Raw genomic sequence first — 17,971 nt, 5'->3', positions numbered from 1 at the left:
GATGCTGATGAGCCTCATCCTGAGGAGACCGCGGAGCGGTCGTCTCGCAGGAGAGGCGCTTGCTCCGGCTACGCCGATCGCTTCTTCGCAGGCTTCTTCTTCGACGCGTTCAGCTCCACGGCCGCGCGGATCAGCGCTTTCAACGCCTTCTCGTTGATCTCAGCGCCCTCGCCAATATCGATGGCGCGCCGCACATTGCCGTCGAGGCTGGAGTTGAACAGGCCGGCCGGATCATCCAGCGCCGCGCCTCTGGCAAAGGTCAGCTTCACGACGGCCTTGTAGGTCTCGCCGGTGCAGATGATGCCGTCGTGCTCCCACACGGGAACGCCGCGCCATTTCCATTCCTCGACCACGTCAGGATCGGCTTCCCTGATCAGGCCGCGGATCCGCGCCAGCATTTCGCCGCGCCAGTCGCCGAGCTCCTTGATCCGGCCGTCGATCATCCCCGAGGGTGACGGTCCGCCTGCGGCCTTTGCGCTGGTCTTCCTTGCGGCCATCGCCTTTTTCATGACCGCGCCTCGCTGCGACGGCCAAGATAGGGCAGCGCGAACAGGTAAAGCCCGGTCGCGAGCAACGGAATCAGCGGCACGAAGGCCAGCAAGCCGATCCACGTCGCCTGAACCTGCATGGTCAGCGCGACGATGTTGGCGATCACGGCAAGCGTGAAGGCAAGCGACAGCCAGCGATGGATTTGTCGAATCCACATGTTCGAACGCATTGAGGTCTCCTGTGAGAATGTTGGAAATGGACGCGGGGCTATTCGGCCCGCGCCAGCAATTCGTCCAGCTTGGTGAAGAACTGCTTCCAGCCGGCATGCGCGCCGCCATAGGCCTGCTTCTGGCTGGGGCGGAAGCCCGCCTGCTCGACGCGCAGATGCGTGCCTGCGCCTTGCGGGGTGAGCGTGAACGTCACCACGCTTTTGAGGTCGTAGGCGGCGTCCTCATGGGTGAAATTCCAGGTGTAGGCGAGGGAACGCTGCGGCTCGATGGCGAGCACCTCGCAATCCAGCACGCCGCCCCATTCGCCGCGCAGATTGAAGCGATGACCGACCGTCGGCTTGAAGTCGTTCTTCATCAGCCATTCCTCGATCAGATGCGGCTGCGTCAGCGCGCGCCACAGCCGCTCCGGCGGATAAGCGAATTCCCGCTCGATCACCACGGAACGTGTTTCGGTCGCAGCCTCGGTCATTGGTCCATCCTCTTCAGCAAATCGTCGAGCGCATCGAGCCGGTTCTGCCAGAAGCCCGCCATCTGGCTGGTCCAGTCGATCAGCGGATTGAGCGCGCCGGGCTGCGCGCTGTAATGGGTCTGGCGTCCTTCATGGCGATCGCGCACCAGGCCCGCCTGCTTCAGCGCGCCGAGATGCTTTGAGACCGCGGGCTGGGAAACGCCCGATCGCGCCGTCAGTGCCCCGACCGTCTGCTCGCCCTCGCGGCAGAGCCGCTCGAAGATCGCTCGCCGCGTCGGGTCGGCGAGCGTCCGGAACAGGAGATCGTGGGCGGCGGACATGCGGGAATCCATAACTCGTAGGTTATGGATTAATTCATAACCGTAGAGTTATGGATAAGTCAAGCGGGATTGAAGGAGGATGGGGCGCGGGCTCGCGCCTCACGGCCTCAGATAAAGATACCCCTGCGACTGCAGCTCGGCCAACCGAACCACGCCGCCCTTTTCCGCACTCACGAAGCCCGGCAGCAGATCCGTCAGCGTGATGTTCTGCGCCTTCATGGTGTTTCCGCAGGCGGCGAGCTCGACGCCGTCCTTCGCAAAATTGCCGACCCGCCTGCTGACGTCAGGATTGGCCTGCGCCCAGTGGAAAGCCTTCAGTGCCGGCCCGTGGATGACAAGGGCAAGCGTGACATGGTCGGGGCCGCCGACGCCGTCGATATGGTTCTGGATGTTGCCGAGCACGAAATTGACCTTGTCGGCGTCGGCGAGGTGATAGACGACCTTCAGCTTGTCCGACCTGGCGGGTTCAGTCGCAGCCTTTTCAGCAGCGTTATCATCAGCCTTATCATCAGCCTTGGCGCGCGACGCGGCAAACGCTGCGCCCAGCGCCGAGACGGTGCTCCACAAGATGTTCCGGCGGTTCATGACGATCTCCCACTACTTTGCCGGAGGCATATCATTTGTGGCGGAGCGCGGCGAGTTCCTTGCGGTCGTATGCGAGCGCAGCGCACTCGCTGTTGTCGGTCCGCTCGAGGCGGAAAATCCCGTCATCGCTGCCGGCGACCAGGGTGCGGTTGTCGTCGTCTTCAGTCGCCTTTTTGTGCTGCCAGATCCTGATGCTTTCGAGCCGCACGATGGCTGATTTGTCGTCCTTCGACAGCGCGATGCCGAGGCCGCCGCCCTCGCAATCGACGCCGCAGCCGAGGCGCACCTCGCTGCCGTCCTTGGTGAGCACGGTGTGGTGACAGGAGCCGCTGGAGTCGAAATCGCCGCTGCGGTGGCGGTACCGGAAGCCAATCCGGAACGAGTTGTGGAGCTGCTCGTCCGCCTCAAAGGTCTCCGCCGACACCAGCAGCTTCATCGACGCAACCTTCTGCTTCGGATGCTGCGCCAGATGCTCGGCATCGTAGCGGCGGACAAAGCAGGCATAGGCCGTTTTGCCGGGTGTGCCCGCATACATGCGCGCATTGAAGGTTTCGGTCTCAGCCGGGGTGGCCTCGCGAAAGTCGTCGGCCCCCTCGGCCCGGGCGACGCCGATCAAGGCGACAAAGGCCAGCGGAAGGATGAGGGCAAGCTTCATGATGACACCGGGGCTTCAGCCATGGACGGCCCGCATCGCGCGGCGAGGGCCAACTGGCCGTTAGTCGCGAGCCGAACAGGGTGCGTTCAACTGCGCCTGCTGCGGGCAGCCTCGCGCAAGGTTCCAGGCTTAACCCTTGCAAGGGAGGGGTGCGGATGGACCCCCGGTTGTTGCAAATGGCTGGAGGCGATCGAAATGTCCGAAAGTCAGAACTTGCCCAATCTCGCGATCGGCTATTCGCGGGCCCGGCTGCTGATGGTTTTCGGCGGCAGCCTGCTGCTGACGTTGCTCTGTGCCGGGCTCGCATTCAACTGGCAGCAAGGCCAGAACAGCACCACGCCCCAGGTCGCCATCTGCTATATCGGCGCGGTGTTTTTCGGCCTTGCCACTTGCAGGATGCTCTGGAGGCTGATCACAGCGAGGCAACCGGTGGTCTTCCTCAGCCGTGTCGGCATCCGCGACACCAGGCTCGCCGGCGAGACCATCGCCTGGAGTGCGGTGCGGAAGGTGTTCCTCTGGGAGCAGCGCGCGCAGAAATTCGTGGTGCTCAAGGTCGATCCCCTCATCGCCCAGCGGTTCTCCGGAGGATTTGCGACGCAGGCGCTGTCGCTGCTGAACAAGGCGCTTGGCACTGACAGCGTGATCGTCAATGCGGGTGGCCTGACCATGGACACCGAAACATTGCTCGAGACCTGCAAGCAATATTGGGGCGCCGGACGACCGGTCCCTGCGGACCAGCCCGTGCCGGAAGCTGTGCCCGCGCCGGAGCCTGTCGGCTAGAGGTCAGGCCTGATTGCTGCCGGGGCGGTGCACTCAACCTCGCTCGCAAGCGGGAGAGGTTGAGCACCGGCGCAGCCTGACGTTGATGTTGTCCGCCGCCGGCCTCCACATGGTTGAGATGGTTGCTCCGCGCGCTGCCTTAGTCGCAGGGTGGGCCAGGAAGGTTCAGGCAACCAACAAGTCCCTGCTCTCCGGAACTCGCTACCGGCGATTCCTTCGACGTTGTCCAAGTCCGCTAATGTGATAGCGTTCACACGCAATTATTTTTAGAAGTCGTAGGCTGGGGCCGCCTCTTGTAGGTTTGTGGAGTCCCCCGCAATGGGCGAAATTCGCAATTTCAGATCCGGGAATCAGAACGAGCCTCCTCCGCACGGCGGAATGCCTCGTCGTCTCGCAGCGATCATTGTCGGCGACATCGCATCCTACAGTCGCCTGATGCAGGCCGACGAGGAAGGCACGCATGTCCGCGTCAAGCGGATCGAGCGGGACCTCATCGAACCCAGCATCGTCGAGCATCATGGAAGTCTGGTGAAGACCACGGGCGATGGTTTCATCGCCATTTTCGACAGCCCCGTCGAGGCCGTTCGATGCAGCATCGTGATCCAGCAGAACCTCGTCGGCCGCAACGCCTCGATTCCGAAGGAATCCCGGATCGAATACCGAATTGGCGTCAATCTCGGCGATGTCATCGTTGAGCCGGACGACGTCTACGGCGATGGCGTCAACATCGCCACACGCATCGAGGGCATTGCCGAGCCCGGTCAGGTCTACATCTCCGGCGCGATCTACGAGCAGATCAAGCACAAGGTGGTGTGCGGCTATGAGTCGCTCGGGGATCGCAAGGTCAAGAACATCACCGATCCCGTGCGCGTCTATCGCGTTCTGCCGGACGCGGATTCGGTCGGCACCGCGCGCGGCCGGCGCGAGAACACCCTGATCTTTCTCCTGGGCATCACGCTGCTGGTCATTGCCGCTGGCGTGCTCTGGTATCTGCTGGCGCAGCCGCAACACAGGGTCGGCGAGCAGGCCGCCGTGCCGACCGCGTCTCCAACCGCCTCTCCGGCCGCATCGCCGATCCCGCCGCCGTCACCGCGCGAGGCGGTGACGCCGACGCCGCAACCGTCTCCCTCATTGGCATCGGCGCCTCCGTCGCCCACTCCATCGCCCGTTCAACCGACGGCGGCACCGGTCCGTGAGCCCGAGATGATCGCCATTCGCGGCGGCAGCTTTGCGATGGGAAGCAACGATGATCCGACCGAACGCCCTGTCCACCAGGTCACGGTCAAGCCGTTCTCGATCGGAAAATATCCGGTGACGGTGCAGGAATGGAACGAATGCGCCGCCGCCAAGGCGTGCGGATTCACAGCCATCGGCAAGGACGATGCGCCCGTCACCAATGTGAGCTGGACCGACGCGCAGCAATATGCCGCCTTCCTCGTGCAGACGACGAAGAAGCCTTACCGGCTCGCAAGCGAGGCCGAATGGGAGTATGCGGCGCGCGGCGGGACGTCGACAAAGTATTGGTGGGGCGACAAGCCCCAGCAGGGCATGGCCGGGTGCAAGGACTGCGGTGATGCCGCGGCCGAGCAGCCGGCGAAGGTCGGCAGCTTCAAGCCCAATCCTTTCGGCCTCTACGACATGGGCGGCGGCGTCGACCAATGGGTCGAGGACTGCTGGCACAGGACCTATCAGGGCGCGCCCAATGACGGTTCGGCATGGAGCGGCGGGGATTGCAGCTCGCACGTGCTGCGCTCCGGCTCTTGGAAGAACGATTCGAGATACGTGCGGCCGTCCAACCGCGACGGTTACGATACCAATGTTCGTTACCCGACACATGGATTCCGCGTGGCGCTCAGTCTTTGAACTGCCGGAGTAGATTGATGAAGATCCTTCGCTGCTTTGCGCTGTCGGCGGCGCTCGCATTGCTCCCAGGCATGGCCTTCTCGCAGGGCAAGGCCGCTCCAAAGGACGCGAAGGTCTATTTCATAACCCCGTATGACGGGCAAAGGGTGCGCGGCGCATTCCTGGTCCGGTTCGGCTTGCGCAACATGGGTGTGACGCATGCCGGCGACGACTATCAGAACGCCGGCCACCATCATTTGCTGATCGACGTCAACGATCCCATCGATCCCAAGGAGCCGATCCCACAGGACAAGTCGCATCTGCATTTCGGGGCAGGGCAGACAGAAACGACTCTCGAGCTTCCGCCCGGGACCCACACCCTGCAGCTGGTGCTGGGCGATGCGAAGCACTACCCGTTCGACCCGCCCGTCGTCTCGGACAAGATCACCGTCCGCGTCAGGCAGCCGCGCGGCAAATGATCAACGCAGGCTGGCGTTGATCTTGTCCAGCACCGACGAGCCCGGGCACAGCGTATCCGCTTCCAGCGTGTTGAGCGGCGTCTCCACCGTGTTGAGATGGCTGTGCAGATCTTCCGCGTCGGGATCGACATACAACAGCCCGGTGACGATCTGGCCCTTGGCGGCGTGCCGGGCGAGGAATGTCTGGGCGCCCAACCGGTCATGCGGATCGTAATCGGCGTCGATCTTGCGGAGCGCGATCTTGCTGCCGTCATGCTGCTCGACCACCTGCACCGTACCCGGTGCGTAATCGACCGCGATGGGATCGCGACCGACCAGCACGTCGAGCCGATTCACGGCGTCATTGTGTTCGCGGACATAGTCGAAGCTCTTGGTCGAGCCGGCATGGTTGTTGAAGGCGATGCAGGGGCTGATGACGTCGATGAAGGACGCGCCCTTGTGGCCGATCGCGGCCGCGATCAGCGGCACCAGCTGGGTTTTGTCGCCGGAGAACGAGCGCGCCACGAAGGTGGCCCCGAGCTGCAGCGCGATTGCGACCAGGTCGATGGCGTTGTCGGTGTTGGTCACGCCCTTCTTCGACTTCGAGCCGCGGTCGGCGGTGGCCGAGAACTGGCCCTTGGTCAGGCCGTAGACGCCGTTGTTCTCGACGATATAGGTCATGTTGACGCCGCGCCGGATCGAATGCGCGAACTGGCCGAAGCCGATCGAGGCGCTGTCGCCGTCGCCGGAGACGCCGAGATAAATTAGATCGCGATTGGCGAGGTTGGCGCCGGTCAAGACCGACGGCATGCGGCCGTGCACGGAGTTGAAGCCGTGCGAGTTGCCGAGGAAGTAGTCCGGCGTCTTCGATGAGCAGCCGATGCCGGAGATCTTGGCGACCCGGTGCGGCTCGATCGAGAGCTCGTAGCAGGCCTCGATGATCGAGGCCGTGATCGAATCGTGGCCGCAACCGGCGCACAGCGTCGAGATCTTGCCCTCGTAGTCGCGATGGGTGTAGCCGAGATCGTTCTTCTTGAGCCCGGGATGAGAGAATTTCGGCTTGGAAATATAGGTCATGACACGGCCTTGCGGAGCGGGGTCACCTTGAGGTGATCCTGGTGGTCGCCAATGGCTTTTGCGATATAGCGGGCGGTGATCGGGGTGCCGTCATAGTGCACGATCGGGACGAGGCGGACGGGATCGATGCCGTTCTCGTTGACGATGAGCTGGCGGAGCTGGCTGTCGCGGTTCTGCTCGACGACATAGACGAAGTCGTGCTCGGCGAGGAAGCTCGCCACGCTCGAGTGGAACGGGAAGGCGCGGATGCGCAGGCGGTCGAGTTGATGCCCGCGCGCTTCCAATAGTCCGATTGCCTCGTCCATCGCCGGCGAGGTCGAGCCGAAATAGATCACGCCGTATTTGGTCGGCCGTTCCGCATTGGCTTGCAGCGGCCGCGGCACCAGGTCCTGCGCGGTCTCGAACTTGCGCACGAGCCGCTGCATGTTGTCGGCATAGACCGAGCCTTCCTCGGAATACCGCGCATAGCGGTCACGCGACGTGCCGCGGGTGAAGTACGAGCCCTTGGTCGGGTGCGTGCCGGGATAGGTGCGGTAGGGAATGCCGTCGCCGTCGACGTCGAGGTAGCGGCCGAAATCGCGGCCTTCTTCCAGCATTTCCGCGGTCATCACCTTGCCGCGGTCATACTGCTTGGCATCGTCCCACTTCAGCGGCCGGCAGAGCCGGTGGTTCATGCCGATGTCGAGATCGAGCATCAGGAAGATCGTGGTCTGGATCCGCTCGGCGAGATCGAAGGCGGCGGCCGCGAACTCGAAGGCCTCGGCAGGATCTTCCGGGAACAGCAGCACATGCTTGGTGTCGCCGTGCGAAGCATAGGCGCAAGCGATGATGTCGCATTGCTGGGTGCGGGTCGGCATGCCCGTGGAGGGGCCGGCGCGCTGGATGTTCATGATCACGGCCGGGATCTCGGCAAAATACGAGAGGCCGATGAACTCGGTCATCAAGGAGATGCCGGGGCCGGAGGTGGCGGTGAAGGCGCGCGCGCCATTCCAGGAGGCGCCGATGACGATACCGATCGAGGCGAGCTCGTCCTCGCCCTGCACGATCGCGTATTTCGCCTTCCCCGTTTCGGGGTCGTGCCGGTACTTCTTGCAATGGGCGGTGAAGGCCTCCGCCACCGAAGACGACGGCGTGATCGGATACCAGGCGCACACGGTGGCGCCGCCATAGACGGCGCCGAGGGCGGCCGCGCTGTTGCCCTCGATGAAGATGCGGTCGCCGACCTTGTCGGACTTCTTCACCCGCAGCCCGATCGGGCATTTCAAATTCTGCAGCGCCCAGTCGCGGCCCAGATGCAGCGCATGGACGTTGGAGGACAAGAGCTTCTCCTTGCCCTTGTACTGCTCGCCGATCAGTTGCTCGATCAGCTTCGGGTCCATCTCCAGCAGCGCCGAGAGCGCGCCGAGATAGATGATGTTCTTGAACAGCTGGCGCTGGCGTGGATCGGTGTAGGTCGAGTTGGTGATCGCGGTCAGCGGCACGCCGATCACGGTGATGTCGTCGCGGAATTTCGTCGACGGCATCGGCTTGGTGGAATCGTAGAACAGGTAGCCGCCGGGCTCGATGCCGGCGACGTCCTTGTCCCAGGTCTGCGGGTTCATCGCCACCATCATGTCGACGCCGCCGCGGGCGCCGAGATGGCCGGCTTCGGTGACGCGCACCTCGTACCAGGTCGGCAGGCCCTGGATGTTGGAGGGGAAGATGTTGCGCGGGGACACCGGCACGCCATGGCGCAGGATCGCGCGCGCGAACATCTCGTTGGCGCTGGCCGAGCCCGAGCCGTTGACGTTGGCGAAACGGACGACGAAGTCGTTTACGCTGCTGATCGGCTTTTTGTCGGACATGTCGAACCTGCGTGAGTCATCTCGATGAAATATTTCTGCATGTCCCAGGCACCGGTGGGACAACGCTCGGCGCACAGCCCGCAATGCAGGCAGACGTCCTCGTCCTTGACCATCACGCGCCCGGTCTTGAGGTCGGAGGACACGTAGAGGTCCTGATCCGGACGCGGCGAGGGCGCCTTCAGCCGATCGCGCAGATCGTCCTCCTCGCCATTATTGGTGAAGGTGATGCAGTCCATCGGGCAGATGTCGGCGCAGGCATCGCACTCGATGCAGAGCGAGGTCGAGAACACGGTCTGGACGTCGCAGTTCAGGCAGCGATGCGCCTCGCCGAGCGCGAGCTTGACGTCGTAGCCGAGCTCGACCTCGGTGCGGATGTCCTTCAGCGCGATCACCTTGTCGCGATGCGGCACCTTGAAGCGCTTGTCGATGGAGATGTCGTTGTCATAGCTCCATTCGTGGATGCCCATCTTCTGCGAGGAGACGTGCACCTCCGGCAGCGGACGTTCGGTGATGTCCTCGCCCGACAGCAGCTTGTGGATCGACAGCGCGGCGTCGTGCCCCTGCGCCACCGCCCAGATGATGTTCTTCGGCCCGAAAGCGGCGTCGCCGCCGAAGAATACCTTCGGGTTGGTCGAGACGAAGGTCTGCGGATCGACCTTGGGCATGTGCCATTTGTCGAACTCGATGCCGCAATCCGGCTCGATCCAGGGGAAGGCGTTCTCCTGGCCGACCGCGACCAGCACGTCGTCGCAGGGAATGGTCTGATCGGGATCGCCCGAAGGCACCAGATTGCGGCGGCCTTTTGCGTCGAATTCGGCTTTGACGTGCTGGAAGGTGACGCCGATGAGCTTGCCGGCGACATGCTTGAATTCCACCGGCACCATATAGTTGAGGATCGGGATATCCTCGTGGATCGCGTCTTCCTTCTCCCAGGGCGAGGCCTTCATCTCCTCGAAGCCGGAACGCACGATCACCGTGACTTTCTCGCCGCCGAGGCGGCGCGCGGTGCGGCAGCAATCCATCGCGGTGTTGCCGCCGCCGAGCACGATCACGCGCTTGCCGATCTTGTCGGTGTGGCCGAACGACACCGACGACAGCCAGTCGATGCCGATATGGATATTGCTCGCAGCTTCTTTTCGGCCGGGAATGTCGAGCTCGCGGCCGCGCGGCGCGCCGGAGCCGACGAAGATTGCGTCGTATTTCTCGGCGAGCAGGGCCTTCATGCTCTCGATGCGGTGGCCGCCTTTGAACTCGACGCCGAGGTTGAGGATGTAGCCGGTCTCCTCGTCGATGACCGAATTGGGCAGGCGAAATTTCGGGATCTGCGTCCGCATCATGCCGCCGGCTTCGGGATCACCGTCGAATACGGTGCAGTGATAGCCGAGCGGCGCGAGATCGCGCGCCACCGTCAGCGACGCGGGACCGCCGCCGACGAACGCGACGCGCTTGCCGTTCTTCGCGGTCGGGTGCGGCAGGCGCTGCTTGATGTCGTCCTTGAAGTCGGCGGCGACGCGCTTGAGGCGGCAGATCGCCACCGGCGTTTCCTCGACGCGTCCGCGGCGGCACGCCGGCTCGCATGGGCGATCGCAGGTGCGTCCCAGGATTCCGGGAAACACGTTCGATTTCCAATTGATCATGTAGGCGTCGCTGTAGCGGCCTTGTGCAATCAATCGGATGTATTCGGGAACCGGGGTGTGCGCAGGACAGGCCCACTGGCAATCGACTACCTTGTGAAAGTAGTCGGGGGCCGCGATATCGGTCGGTTTCATTCCTACCCTCGTCCGCGCAGGCTCAAAGACCCGGCGGCCTTTTCTTTGAGCTTGTCGACGCTTAACGCGCGGCGATCTGGTTTCTGAATGACGTCATTGGGTTAGCTTATTAGAACCGTTCCCAAGTACAACGGCAAATTTTCGCGATCACCGCCTTTCATGGGAGCTGCGCGCACACAGCATTAACCCCGCGCGGGCGACCAATGCGGCGGTGCAATATATTGCGATGCGGATGACGCTTTAGCTGCTCGCGATATCGCTCTTCGCGAGGTCCCACATCAGGCTGTAGGTGCCGACGGAGACGGGCAGCGGGAAGGGCGCGGCGGCTGGTCCGGTGAAGCGCTCGGCGATGACCGCCGAGACCGCGCCGACACGCGTGCCGTCGATCAGCACGAACCAGTCGCGTGCGCCTTCGTGGCGCACCGCTGGAATATCGCCGGTCGCGCCCGACAATTCCGGCTCGGTCTCGAGCAGGTGCATCGAGATGATGCCTTCGCGGTCTTGCGGCACTAGCTTTTCTTGCAGTGCATCACGCCACGCCCCGGCATTGTCAGCGGTGGGGCGCAACCGCACCAGACCGAGCGCAGCGCCGCGGCCGGTGCCCTTGCTGATGGTGATGCGCGCGACCACGCGCAGCATGTTCATGAAATGCGCCATGGTCCGCCGCGACCATTCGGTCTGGTTGGCCAGGCGCGTCCGGTAGGCGGGACTGTCGAGCACGTCGAGCGTCGCGGTCGAATACAGCGAGAGATATTTGGGATTGGCGGCGTGCGCGACGTAGCGCCGCGCTTCCAGAAAGCCCTCGATCGCAACGCGTTCTTCCAGATGCTCGCGATCGTACCAGCGATTGAAATCGGCTTCATCTGCGGCGTCGATGTTCATCGACGTCAGCAGCATGCCTGTCCCGGCGAGCGGCATTTTCTTGTTGTCCTTCCCATGCGAACCCAGACCCTCATGGTGAGGAGCCACGAAGTGGCGTCTCGAACCATGAAGGCCCCGCTGTCGCATCGCGGCCTTTCATCCTTCGAGACGCACTCCATCGGAGCGCTCCTCAGGATGAGGGTCTAGATCTCTAGCGTGGCATCTTAGACGCGAGGTCGGCGATCGACTTCATGACCGCGTCCCGCACGCCGGCATCATAGAGCGAATGTCCGGCTTCTTCCACGATCCTGACCTCGGAACCCGGCCAAACTTTCGAGAGCGCCTGAGATGTCTCAGGAGGGCACAACAGGTCGTAGCGTCCTTGCACGATGATGCCGGGAATGCCGGCGAGCCGGGGAGCGTTTCGCAACAACTGGTCTTCGCTCATGAAGGAATTGTTGACGAAATAATGCGCCTCCATGAACGGCGTCGCCGGCAGCGTGCGCCAGACGTTGAGCGAGGCAAGGTCGATGCGTGTCTTGGCCGGCTTGTGCTCCGACAGGGCGCGTTCGGTGTCATGCCAGGCCCGCGAGGCAGGTCCGTGCACGGCCGGATCGGCATCGAGGATGCGGCGATAATAGGCTTGCACCGGCTGCGCGCGTTCCTCCGGCGGCAGAACACTCAGAAAATCCTCGTGCAGCGCTGGATAGAACTGCGCCAGCCGCGAGGTGAAGGCGGTCTCGACCTCTGCCTGCGTGCCCAGGAAGGTCGCGCGCAGCGCAATGCCGGAGACGCGCTCGGGATGGGCCTCCGCATACGCCAGCGCCAGCGTTGCACCCCAGGAGCCGCCGACCACCATCCAGCGCGTGATGCCGAACCTTTCGCGGATCTTCTCCATGTCCGCGATCAGATGCGCCGTCGTGTTGTGCTCGCGCGAGCCCTTCGGACGGCTGCGGCCACAGCCGCGCTGGTCGAACAGCACGGCATGCATGCGCTCGGGATCAAAGAGCCGGCGATGATCCGGCTGGCAGCCGCTGCCCGGCCCGCCATGCAGATAGATGGCGGGGATGCCGTCGGCGCGGCCGACGCTCTCGACATGGAGCTCGTGGCCATCGCCGACATCCACCATCTCGGAAGTCAGCGGCGCAAAGGGATCGGCACGTCTGGCCGATGCGGCCGCGTCGGCGTCAGGCGTCATTCCCGGATTCCAGAGTGCCGCCGGCAAAATTGCGATAGAGGAAGCGATTGGTTTCGCCCTCGGCCTCGCGCTCGGCCTGCTTGAAGATGGTCTCGTGCAGCGGCGACAGCGCGCAAGCCGGGTCGGTGTTGGCGGCATCGCCCGTCAGCGCAAAGGCCTGGCAGCGGCAGCCGCCGAAATCGATCTCGCGGAATTCGCAGGTCTTGCACGGCTCCTTCATCCAGCCGGTGCCGCGATAGCGGTTGAAGGCGTCGGAGTTCTGCCAGATCCAGGCGATCGAATGATTGGAGCGCACCGACTCGAAGTCGAGCCCGGTGATGCTCTCGGCGGCGTGGCAGGGCAGCACCTTGCCGGCGGGCGAGATGTTGAAGAACTGCCGGCCCCAGCCGCCCATGCACTTCTTCGGCCGCAGCGCGTAGTAATCCGGCACGACATAGTCGATCGCGAGCGTGCCTTTCAGCCGTTCTCGCGCCTCCTCGACGATGCGCGTGCATTCGTCGAGCTGCGCCACCGTCGGCATCAGTGCAGCGCGGTTCTTCAACGCCCAGCCGTAATACTGAACGTTGGCGACCTCGAGCCGGTCGGCGTCGAGATCGATCGACATCTGGATGATGTCGGGAAGCTGATGCAAATTCTGCCGGTGCATCACCGCATTCACGGTGAGCGGCAAATCGAGCTCGCGGGTCCATTTTGCCACTTCGAGCTTCTTGCGGTGGCCGCCCTTGTAGCCGGCGACGCGGTCGGCGAGCCCCTCTTCGATGCCCTGGAAGGAGATCTGCACGTGGCAGAGCCCGGCATCGGCAAGCTCGCCGAGCCGCTCGCGCGTCAGCAGCACGGCCGAGGTGATGAGGTTGGTGTAGAGCCCGACGTCGCTGGCATGCTTGACCAGCTCGACCAGATCCTTCCGCGCGGTCGGCTCGCCGCCGGAGAAATGCACCTGCAGCACGCCGATCTCGGCGAGCTCGCTCAGCACCTTCTTCCATTCCTCGGTGGTCAGCTCCTTGCCCGAGCGGTCGAGCTCGACCGGGTTGGAACAGTACGGACATTGCAGCGGGCAGCGATGGGTAATCTCGAGCAGCACGGCGAGCGGAATGCCGAACGCCTCCGCCGTCGAGCGGGTCTTCTCCAGCACCGCGAGGCTGTCGCTGGCGTCAGGCGGGATGGTCGGGAGCACATCGCTCATGGCGTCTTCTCCCGGGCCTCGGTGAGAAAGCCCTTGTCGGCGAGATCCTGCAGCATGACGATGACGTCGGCGAGGATCGCCTCGCGCGGCGCAGCGTATTTCGCCGCCAGCTGGTCGGACACGTCGCCGACACTGCGCTTGCCGTCGCAGAGCTGCAAGACCTCGACCGCGATCTCATCCGGCGCCAGCACGCGTTCCGGCGCCAGGATCACCCAGACCTTTCGCGTCTCGTCGTATTTCAGCTTGGCATGCCGCGGCAGCACGGGGCGGCTTGCCTCGCTGACGCTGATGTTCCGCGGCCCGGCCATGGCTGTTGTCCCTAGCTCGCCTTGGGCACGAACGCGCCCGGCGGAATGTTGCCTTCGACATAGGCGTGCTGGAGCGCATCGAGCTGCACCCACAGCACGTTGGTCTTGAAGATCAGCGCATTGCAGACCTGCGCGCGCTGCTCCGGCGTCGTGGCGTGCGCCTTGACGTAATCGAGCGCAAAGCCGGCATCGCGCGGCGCCTGCGCCAGGCGGCGCTTGAAATAGCTCATGATGTCGGGATTGACGAAGTCGTAGTGCTCCAGCATCCCGGAGATGCGCTCCTCATGCAGGTTCGGGGCGAATAGCTCGGTGAGCGAGGAGGCGATCGCCTCCAGTGGCGACTTCTCGCGGCAGTAGTGGACGTAAGCCTCCACCGCGAAGCGCGTCGCCGGCAGGATGCCTTCGGTCGATTCCACGTAAGCCGGGTCGAGGCCGAGGCCGGTGGTCAGCTTGAGCCAACGCTCGATGCCGCCCTCGGAGCCGATATCGCCGTCATGATCCTCGATGCGGTGGCGCCATTCCAGCCGCGTGGCGCGGTCGCGGAAGCGCGAGATCACCACCGCGTCCTTGATCGGAATCGTGCTCTGGTAATAGTAGCGGTTCAGCGCCCAGGCCTGCACCTGTCCCTTGTTGAGCTTGCCGCCGTGCAGGAGCTTATGGAACGGATGCAGGCTGTGATAGCGCGTCGCCCCGATGTGGCGCAGCGTCGCTTCCAGCTCCTCGGCCGAGTTGAGCTTGATGTCCTTGCCGACCGACAGCGCAGTCATCCCAGTCATGGACGCGGCATTCACAGCACGATCTCCGTTCCGTCGGCGGGTATCTGCCAGCCCGCGGCCTCAGCCGTCTTGCGTTCAGGCGAGGCCGGCAGCAGCGCCGGGTTCGAGTTGTTGATATGCAGAAACATCTTCCTGTCGATATTGAGATCGGCCAGCCGCGCGATCGCGCCATCGTGACCGGACATCGCGACATGGCCCATGCTCTTGCCGGTCTTGTGGCCGAGCCCGGCCCTGATCATCTCGTCATCCTGCCAGACCGTGCCGTCGAAGAACACCAGCGCGGCACCGTCGATCTCGGCCTTGAGCGCATCGGTGACCTCGGCGCAGGCGGCGATGAAGTAGAAGCACTTGCCGGTCGACTTGTCGGTGACCTTCAGCCCCAGCGTATCGCCGTCGCCGCTTTCGCCGCCGGGATGCGCCTTGCCTTCGAGATACCATGCCGATTTGCCGGGTACGGCGAACGGCAGCACCTCGAGTCCTGAGCGCGCGCCGTCGGGCAATCGCGGCTCAAAGGGCTCGCTGATCCCGATCGGCTGGCGCTTGACGTTCTTCTCGTTCAGCACGTTGAAGATGCTGTTGCTGGCCAGGATCGCCAGCACCTTCTCATGTGCATAGACCGTGAAGGGCGAGCCCTCGCGCATCGAGAGCAGGCCCGCGACCGCATCGACTTCGCTGTTGGTCAGTATCACGCCTGCGACAGGCGTATGGCGCAGGCTGCCTGCCTTGGGATGCAGCTGCGGCGTGGCATTCAATTGCTGGCGAAGATCGGGGGAGGCGTTGATCAGGAACCAGTGCTCGCCGTCGCCGCTGAAGGCAACCGAGGCCTGGGTTCGATAAAGCTCATGTCCGCCAGCACGGGCCGCCCGGCAGCCCTCACACCCGCAATTCCATTGCGGGACTCCGCCGCCAGCCCCGGCGCCCAGGACGACGACGCGAAGCATGATCCGTCTCCTGGAAGCAACGTCGCCAGGTGGATCCTAGGCCAACACAGTTTCCATCATCCGGAAACCGATCATGACCGGCAGACCCACCTGCGCAAAACGCGTACTCACCAACCGCTTACTTGCGGGTGGCGCTCACATACATGTTGATTTCCATGCCGCAGGGCACTTCGACGATCTTGGGGGCTTTCCAGGCCATTTTGGCTCTCCATTTTCGCGATTTCGGACGTTTACGCCCGGGGGTAAGTTACTGCGGGCGCAAAAGTTCGCCAGTGAAATTTTCCCGAGAAAGCCATGTTGCGCCGCGAAAATTCGTGGTGGAACATCACTTCTCGTGACGCTGCCTTGCGCCCGGCGCATTCGGTCGCGAACCCTGTCCTGATAAAGCAGTTGTGAGTGCGGTGCAGCTTTCAATCCGATACAGGCGCCTCTAGCTGGATCCCGTGATGCCCAAATACTTCTTCAACACCCGTATCGGCGATGAATTGATCGTGGACCCCGACGGCGAGGATCTGCGCAATCCCGATCGCGCCTGGGAGGTCGCCCGCCAGATGATCCTGGAGGTGGTGAAATCCGAAGGCGCCCAGCCGGCGCTGATGGAGGCGGTGATCGAGGTCACCGACGTCGAAGGCGAGATCGTGCTGGAATTCCCGTTTACCGAGGCGTTGCTGGACATGCCTGACCAGTCGGCGACGCGGCACTAACCCGCTCTTCCTCCCTGCGAAATCCGCATGGCTTTGCTGCGTTCCCGGCGCTAAAAGACGCCGGTCACACGGAGCACGTCATGCAAGATCTCTGGCGCCTGTCGGCCGCCGACCTCGCCACCCTCGTCAAATCCAGGAAGGTGTCCGCCCGGGAGGCGGCCAAGGCCGGCCTCGATCGCCTGGACGCCGTCAATCCAAAGCTCAACGCCGTGATCGACCACCGGCCCGAGGACGTGCTCAAGCAGGCCGACGCCGTCGATGCCGCCATCGCGCGGGGCGAGGACCCCGGCGTGCTGGCCGGCGTGCCCGTCACCATCAAGGCCAATGTCGACCAGGAGGGCTTCGCCACCACCAACGGCCTGAAGCTCCAGCGCGACCTGATCGCGCGCGAGGACAACCCGGTGGTCGCCAACTTCCGCAAATCCGGCGCGGTTCTCCTTGGGCGCACCAATTGCCCGGCTTTCTCCTATCGCTGGTTCACCACCAATCTCGTCCACGGCGACACCAAGAACCCGCGCGATGCCGCGCTGACCCCGGGCGGCTCGTCCGGCGGCGCCGGCTCGGCGGTCGCGGCCGGCATCGGCCATATCGCCCATGGCACCGACATCGCCGGCTCGATCCGCTATCCCGCCTATGCCTGCGGCGTGCATGGCCTGCGCCCGACGCTCGGCCGCATCCCCGCTTTCAATCCGGCGCTGCCGGAACGTCCGATCGGCCCGCAGATCATGGCCGTGTCGGGCCCGCTGGCCCGCACGGTGAATGATTTGCGCATCTCGCTTGCCGCGATGTCGGCGCGCGACGCGCGCGATCCCTGGTATGTGCCGGTGCCGCTGGAAGGCGAGGTGCGCGAGAAGCGCGCCGCGATCTGCCTCAACCCGGATGGCCTCGCCACCACGCCGGAGGTGAAGGCGGCCGTGACCGACGCCGGCAAGCGCCTCGAGCGCGCCGGCTGGACCGTCGAGGTCATCGAGAACACCCCGCCGATGCGCGAAGCCGTCGAGTGGCAGCGAAAACTCTGGCTCGGCGATGCCTATGAGGCGCAGCTCGAAATGGCGGAGCGCGAGGGCGATCCCGGCGCACTGGCCTGCCTGCGCGGCAACCGCGCCAAGGTCACGCCGATGGACCAGGCCAACTACGCGCAGGCGCTGACCCGCCGGGCCACGCTGACCCGCGACTGGATGCTGTTCTTCGAAAAATACGCCGTGGTGCTGACCCCGGTCTCCGGCGAGCTGCCGTTCCCCGATCATCTCGACCGCAAGGATGCGGCCTCCTTCGAGCGCGTCTGGGAGGCGCAGCTGCCGCAGATCGCGACGCCGTTCATGGGCCTGCCGGGCCTCGTGGTCTCGACCGGCCTCGTCGGCAAGACGCCGGTCGGCGTGCACATCGTCTCCGGCCGCTATCGCGAGGATCTGTGTCTGCTCGCCGGCGAAGCGATCGAGGCGGGCGGCGTGCCGGCCTCGCCGATCGACCCCGTGGGTTAGC

Annotated in this window: 21 protein-coding genes; 5 read left to right on the top strand and 16 right to left on the bottom strand. The window is 64.2% G+C overall.

Going from position 1 to position 17,971, the window contains the following annotated elements; all coding sequences use genetic code 11:
• Positions 1 to 68: 68 nt before the first annotated feature.
• The 6 genes from NLM32_RS36585 to NLM32_RS36560 all read right to left on the bottom strand — a co-directional run bounded on the left by NLM32_RS36585 (position 69) and on the right by NLM32_RS36560 (position 2,748).
• Entirely contained in the window at positions 69 to 509 is a 441-nt protein-coding gene (locus NLM32_RS36585) for a DUF1801 domain-containing protein (protein ID WP_254133545.1), read from the bottom strand.
• Positions 506 to 718, bottom strand: coding sequence for a hypothetical protein (locus NLM32_RS36580; RefSeq protein WP_254133544.1), 213 nt, complete (start codon positions 716 to 718; stop codon positions 506 to 508). The genes NLM32_RS36585 and NLM32_RS36580 overlap by 4 nt, the downstream gene beginning before the upstream one ends.
• 38 nt (positions 719 to 756) lie before the next feature.
• Positions 757 to 1,188 (bottom strand): SRPBCC domain-containing protein, encoded by a 432-nt coding sequence (locus tag NLM32_RS36575; protein WP_254133543.1) that lies wholly within the window; start codon positions 1,186 to 1,188, stop codon positions 757 to 759.
• Entirely contained in the window at positions 1,185 to 1,508 is a 324-nt protein-coding gene (locus tag NLM32_RS36570) for a helix-turn-helix transcriptional regulator (RefSeq protein ID WP_074120355.1), read from the bottom strand. The genes NLM32_RS36575 and NLM32_RS36570 overlap by 4 nt, the downstream gene beginning before the upstream one ends.
• Before the next feature lie 99 nt (positions 1,509 to 1,607).
• On the bottom strand, positions 1,608 to 2,093 hold the full coding sequence (locus NLM32_RS36565; RefSeq protein ID WP_254133542.1) for a DsrE family protein: 486 nt from the start codon (positions 2,091 to 2,093) through the stop codon (positions 1,608 to 1,610).
• Positions 2,094 to 2,124: 31 nt separating this feature from the next.
• Positions 2,125 to 2,748: a hypothetical protein gene (locus tag NLM32_RS36560; RefSeq protein ID WP_254133541.1), complete on the bottom strand. Its 624-nt coding sequence runs from the start codon at positions 2,746 to 2,748 to the stop codon at positions 2,125 to 2,127.
• A 195-nt stretch (positions 2,749 to 2,943) separates the two neighbouring features.
• Here NLM32_RS36560 and NLM32_RS36555 point away from each other — a divergent pair, with 195 nt between their 5' ends.
• The 3 genes from NLM32_RS36555 to NLM32_RS36545 all read left to right on the top strand — a co-directional run bounded on the left by NLM32_RS36555 (position 2,944) and on the right by NLM32_RS36545 (position 5,849).
• Positions 2,944 to 3,528: an STM3941 family protein gene (locus tag NLM32_RS36555; RefSeq protein WP_254133540.1), complete on the top strand. Its 585-nt coding sequence runs from the start codon at positions 2,944 to 2,946 to the stop codon at positions 3,526 to 3,528.
• Positions 3,529 to 3,846: 318 nt separating this feature from the next.
• Positions 3,847 to 5,391, top strand: a complete 1,545-nt coding sequence (locus NLM32_RS36550; protein WP_254133539.1) for an SUMF1/EgtB/PvdO family nonheme iron enzyme — start codon at positions 3,847 to 3,849, stop codon at positions 5,389 to 5,391.
• A 17-nt stretch (positions 5,392 to 5,408) separates the two neighbouring features.
• Positions 5,409 to 5,849: a DUF4399 domain-containing protein gene (locus NLM32_RS36545; RefSeq protein WP_254133538.1), complete on the top strand. Its 441-nt coding sequence runs from the start codon at positions 5,409 to 5,411 to the stop codon at positions 5,847 to 5,849.
• Here NLM32_RS36545 and NLM32_RS36540 read toward each other — a convergent pair whose 3' ends face one another.
• The 10 genes from NLM32_RS36540 to pqqA all read right to left on the bottom strand — a co-directional run bounded on the left by NLM32_RS36540 (position 5,850) and on the right by pqqA (position 15,984).
• Complete coding sequence (locus tag NLM32_RS36540) at positions 5,850 to 6,905, bottom strand: 2-oxoacid:ferredoxin oxidoreductase subunit beta (RefSeq protein ID WP_254133537.1); 1,056 nt, start codon at positions 6,903 to 6,905, stop codon at positions 5,850 to 5,852.
• Positions 6,902 to 8,749 (bottom strand): 2-oxoacid:acceptor oxidoreductase subunit alpha, encoded by a 1,848-nt coding sequence (locus tag NLM32_RS36535; protein WP_254133536.1) that lies wholly within the window; start codon positions 8,747 to 8,749, stop codon positions 6,902 to 6,904. Before NLM32_RS36535 ends, NLM32_RS36540 begins: the two co-directional genes overlap by 4 nt.
• Positions 8,719 to 10,518: an FAD-dependent oxidoreductase gene (locus NLM32_RS36530; RefSeq protein WP_254133535.1), complete on the bottom strand. Its 1,800-nt coding sequence runs from the start codon at positions 10,516 to 10,518 to the stop codon at positions 8,719 to 8,721. The genes NLM32_RS36535 and NLM32_RS36530 overlap by 31 nt, the downstream gene beginning before the upstream one ends.
• A 240-nt stretch (positions 10,519 to 10,758) precedes the next feature.
• Complete coding sequence (locus NLM32_RS36525; RefSeq protein ID WP_254133534.1) at positions 10,759 to 11,436, bottom strand: DUF4286 family protein; 678 nt, start codon at positions 11,434 to 11,436, stop codon at positions 10,759 to 10,761.
• 154 nt (positions 11,437 to 11,590) lie between these two features.
• Positions 11,591 to 12,577 (bottom strand): prolyl aminopeptidase, encoded by a 987-nt coding sequence (gene pip, locus NLM32_RS36520; protein ID WP_254133533.1) that lies wholly within the window; start codon positions 12,575 to 12,577, stop codon positions 11,591 to 11,593.
• Positions 12,567 to 13,760 (bottom strand): pyrroloquinoline quinone biosynthesis protein PqqE, encoded by a 1,194-nt coding sequence (pqqE, locus tag NLM32_RS36515; protein WP_254133532.1) that lies wholly within the window; start codon positions 13,758 to 13,760, stop codon positions 12,567 to 12,569. The genes pip and pqqE overlap by 11 nt, the downstream gene beginning before the upstream one ends.
• Positions 13,757 to 14,068: a pyrroloquinoline quinone biosynthesis peptide chaperone PqqD gene (pqqD, locus tag NLM32_RS36510; protein ID WP_254133531.1), complete on the bottom strand. Its 312-nt coding sequence runs from the start codon at positions 14,066 to 14,068 to the stop codon at positions 13,757 to 13,759. Before pqqD ends, pqqE begins: the two co-directional genes overlap by 4 nt.
• A gap of 11 nt (positions 14,069 to 14,079) precedes the next feature.
• On the bottom strand, positions 14,080 to 14,859 hold the full coding sequence (gene pqqC / locus NLM32_RS36505) for a pyrroloquinoline-quinone synthase PqqC (RefSeq protein ID WP_254133530.1): 780 nt from the start codon (positions 14,857 to 14,859) through the stop codon (positions 14,080 to 14,082).
• Positions 14,856 to 15,785, bottom strand: coding sequence for a pyrroloquinoline quinone biosynthesis protein PqqB (gene pqqB, locus NLM32_RS36500; RefSeq protein ID WP_254133529.1), 930 nt, complete (start codon positions 15,783 to 15,785; stop codon positions 14,856 to 14,858). Before pqqB ends, pqqC begins: the two co-directional genes overlap by 4 nt.
• Positions 15,786 to 15,903: 118 nt before the next feature.
• Positions 15,904 to 15,984: a pyrroloquinoline quinone precursor peptide PqqA gene (pqqA, locus tag NLM32_RS36495; protein WP_007595659.1), complete on the bottom strand. Its 81-nt coding sequence runs from the start codon at positions 15,982 to 15,984 to the stop codon at positions 15,904 to 15,906.
• A gap of 247 nt (positions 15,985 to 16,231) precedes the next feature.
• Between pqqA and NLM32_RS36490 the strand changes: the two genes are divergently transcribed.
• Positions 16,232 to 16,489, top strand: a complete 258-nt coding sequence (locus NLM32_RS36490; RefSeq protein WP_254133528.1) for a DUF6894 family protein — start codon at positions 16,232 to 16,234, stop codon at positions 16,487 to 16,489.
• 80 nt (positions 16,490 to 16,569) lie between these two features.
• Positions 16,570 to 17,970, top strand: coding sequence for an amidase family protein (locus NLM32_RS36485; protein ID WP_254133527.1), 1,401 nt, complete (start codon positions 16,570 to 16,572; stop codon positions 17,968 to 17,970).
• Position 17,971: the final 1 nt, after the last annotated feature.

Source organism: Bradyrhizobium sp. CCGUVB14, assembly GCF_024199935.1.
GTDB lineage: Bacteria > Pseudomonadota > Alphaproteobacteria > Rhizobiales > Xanthobacteraceae > Bradyrhizobium.
Note: the sequence above shows the minus strand (reverse complement) of the source record. Positions and strands in the feature narration are given on the sequence as shown.

Coding starts and splice junctions, on each gene's coding strand:
- NLM32_RS36585 (WP_254133545.1), bottom strand. CDS start 509: ATGAAAAAGGCGATGGCCGCAAGGAAGACCAGCGCAAAGGCCGCAGGC.
- NLM32_RS36580 (WP_254133544.1), bottom strand. CDS start 718: ATGCGTTCGAACATGTGGATTCGACAAATCCATCGCTGGCTGTCGCTT.
- NLM32_RS36575 (WP_254133543.1), bottom strand. CDS start 1,188: ATGACCGAGGCTGCGACCGAAACACGTTCCGTGGTGATCGAGCGGGAA.
- NLM32_RS36570 (WP_074120355.1), bottom strand. CDS start 1,508: ATGTCCGCCGCCCACGATCTCCTGTTCCGGACGCTCGCCGACCCGACG.
- NLM32_RS36565 (WP_254133542.1), bottom strand. CDS start 2,093: ATGAACCGCCGGAACATCTTGTGGAGCACCGTCTCGGCGCTGGGCGCA.
- NLM32_RS36560 (WP_254133541.1), bottom strand. CDS start 2,748: ATGAAGCTTGCCCTCATCCTTCCGCTGGCCTTTGTCGCCTTGATCGGC.
- NLM32_RS36555 (WP_254133540.1), top strand. CDS start 2,944: ATGTCCGAAAGTCAGAACTTGCCCAATCTCGCGATCGGCTATTCGCGG.
- NLM32_RS36550 (WP_254133539.1), top strand. CDS start 3,847: ATGGGCGAAATTCGCAATTTCAGATCCGGGAATCAGAACGAGCCTCCT.
- NLM32_RS36545 (WP_254133538.1), top strand. CDS start 5,409: ATGAAGATCCTTCGCTGCTTTGCGCTGTCGGCGGCGCTCGCATTGCTC.
- NLM32_RS36540 (WP_254133537.1), bottom strand. CDS start 6,905: ATGACCTATATTTCCAAGCCGAAATTCTCTCATCCCGGGCTCAAGAAG.
- NLM32_RS36535 (WP_254133536.1), bottom strand. CDS start 8,749: ATGTCCGACAAAAAGCCGATCAGCAGCGTAAACGACTTCGTCGTCCGT.
- NLM32_RS36530 (WP_254133535.1), bottom strand. CDS start 10,518: ATGAAACCGACCGATATCGCGGCCCCCGACTACTTTCACAAGGTAGTC.
- NLM32_RS36525 (WP_254133534.1), bottom strand. CDS start 11,436: ATGCCGCTCGCCGGGACAGGCATGCTGCTGACGTCGATGAACATCGAC.
- pip (WP_254133533.1), bottom strand. CDS start 12,577: ATGACGCCTGACGCCGACGCGGCCGCATCGGCCAGACGTGCCGATCCC.
- pqqE (WP_254133532.1), bottom strand. CDS start 13,760: ATGAGCGATGTGCTCCCGACCATCCCGCCTGACGCCAGCGACAGCCTC.
- pqqD (WP_254133531.1), bottom strand. CDS start 14,068: ATGGCCGGGCCGCGGAACATCAGCGTCAGCGAGGCAAGCCGCCCCGTG.
- pqqB (WP_254133529.1), bottom strand. CDS start 15,785: ATGCTTCGCGTCGTCGTCCTGGGCGCCGGGGCTGGCGGCGGAGTCCCG.
- pqqA (WP_007595659.1), bottom strand. CDS start 15,984: ATGGCCTGGAAAGCCCCCAAGATCGTCGAAGTGCCCTGCGGCATGGAA.
- NLM32_RS36490 (WP_254133528.1), top strand. CDS start 16,232: ATGCCCAAATACTTCTTCAACACCCGTATCGGCGATGAATTGATCGTG.
- NLM32_RS36485 (WP_254133527.1), top strand. CDS start 16,570: ATGCAAGATCTCTGGCGCCTGTCGGCCGCCGACCTCGCCACCCTCGTC.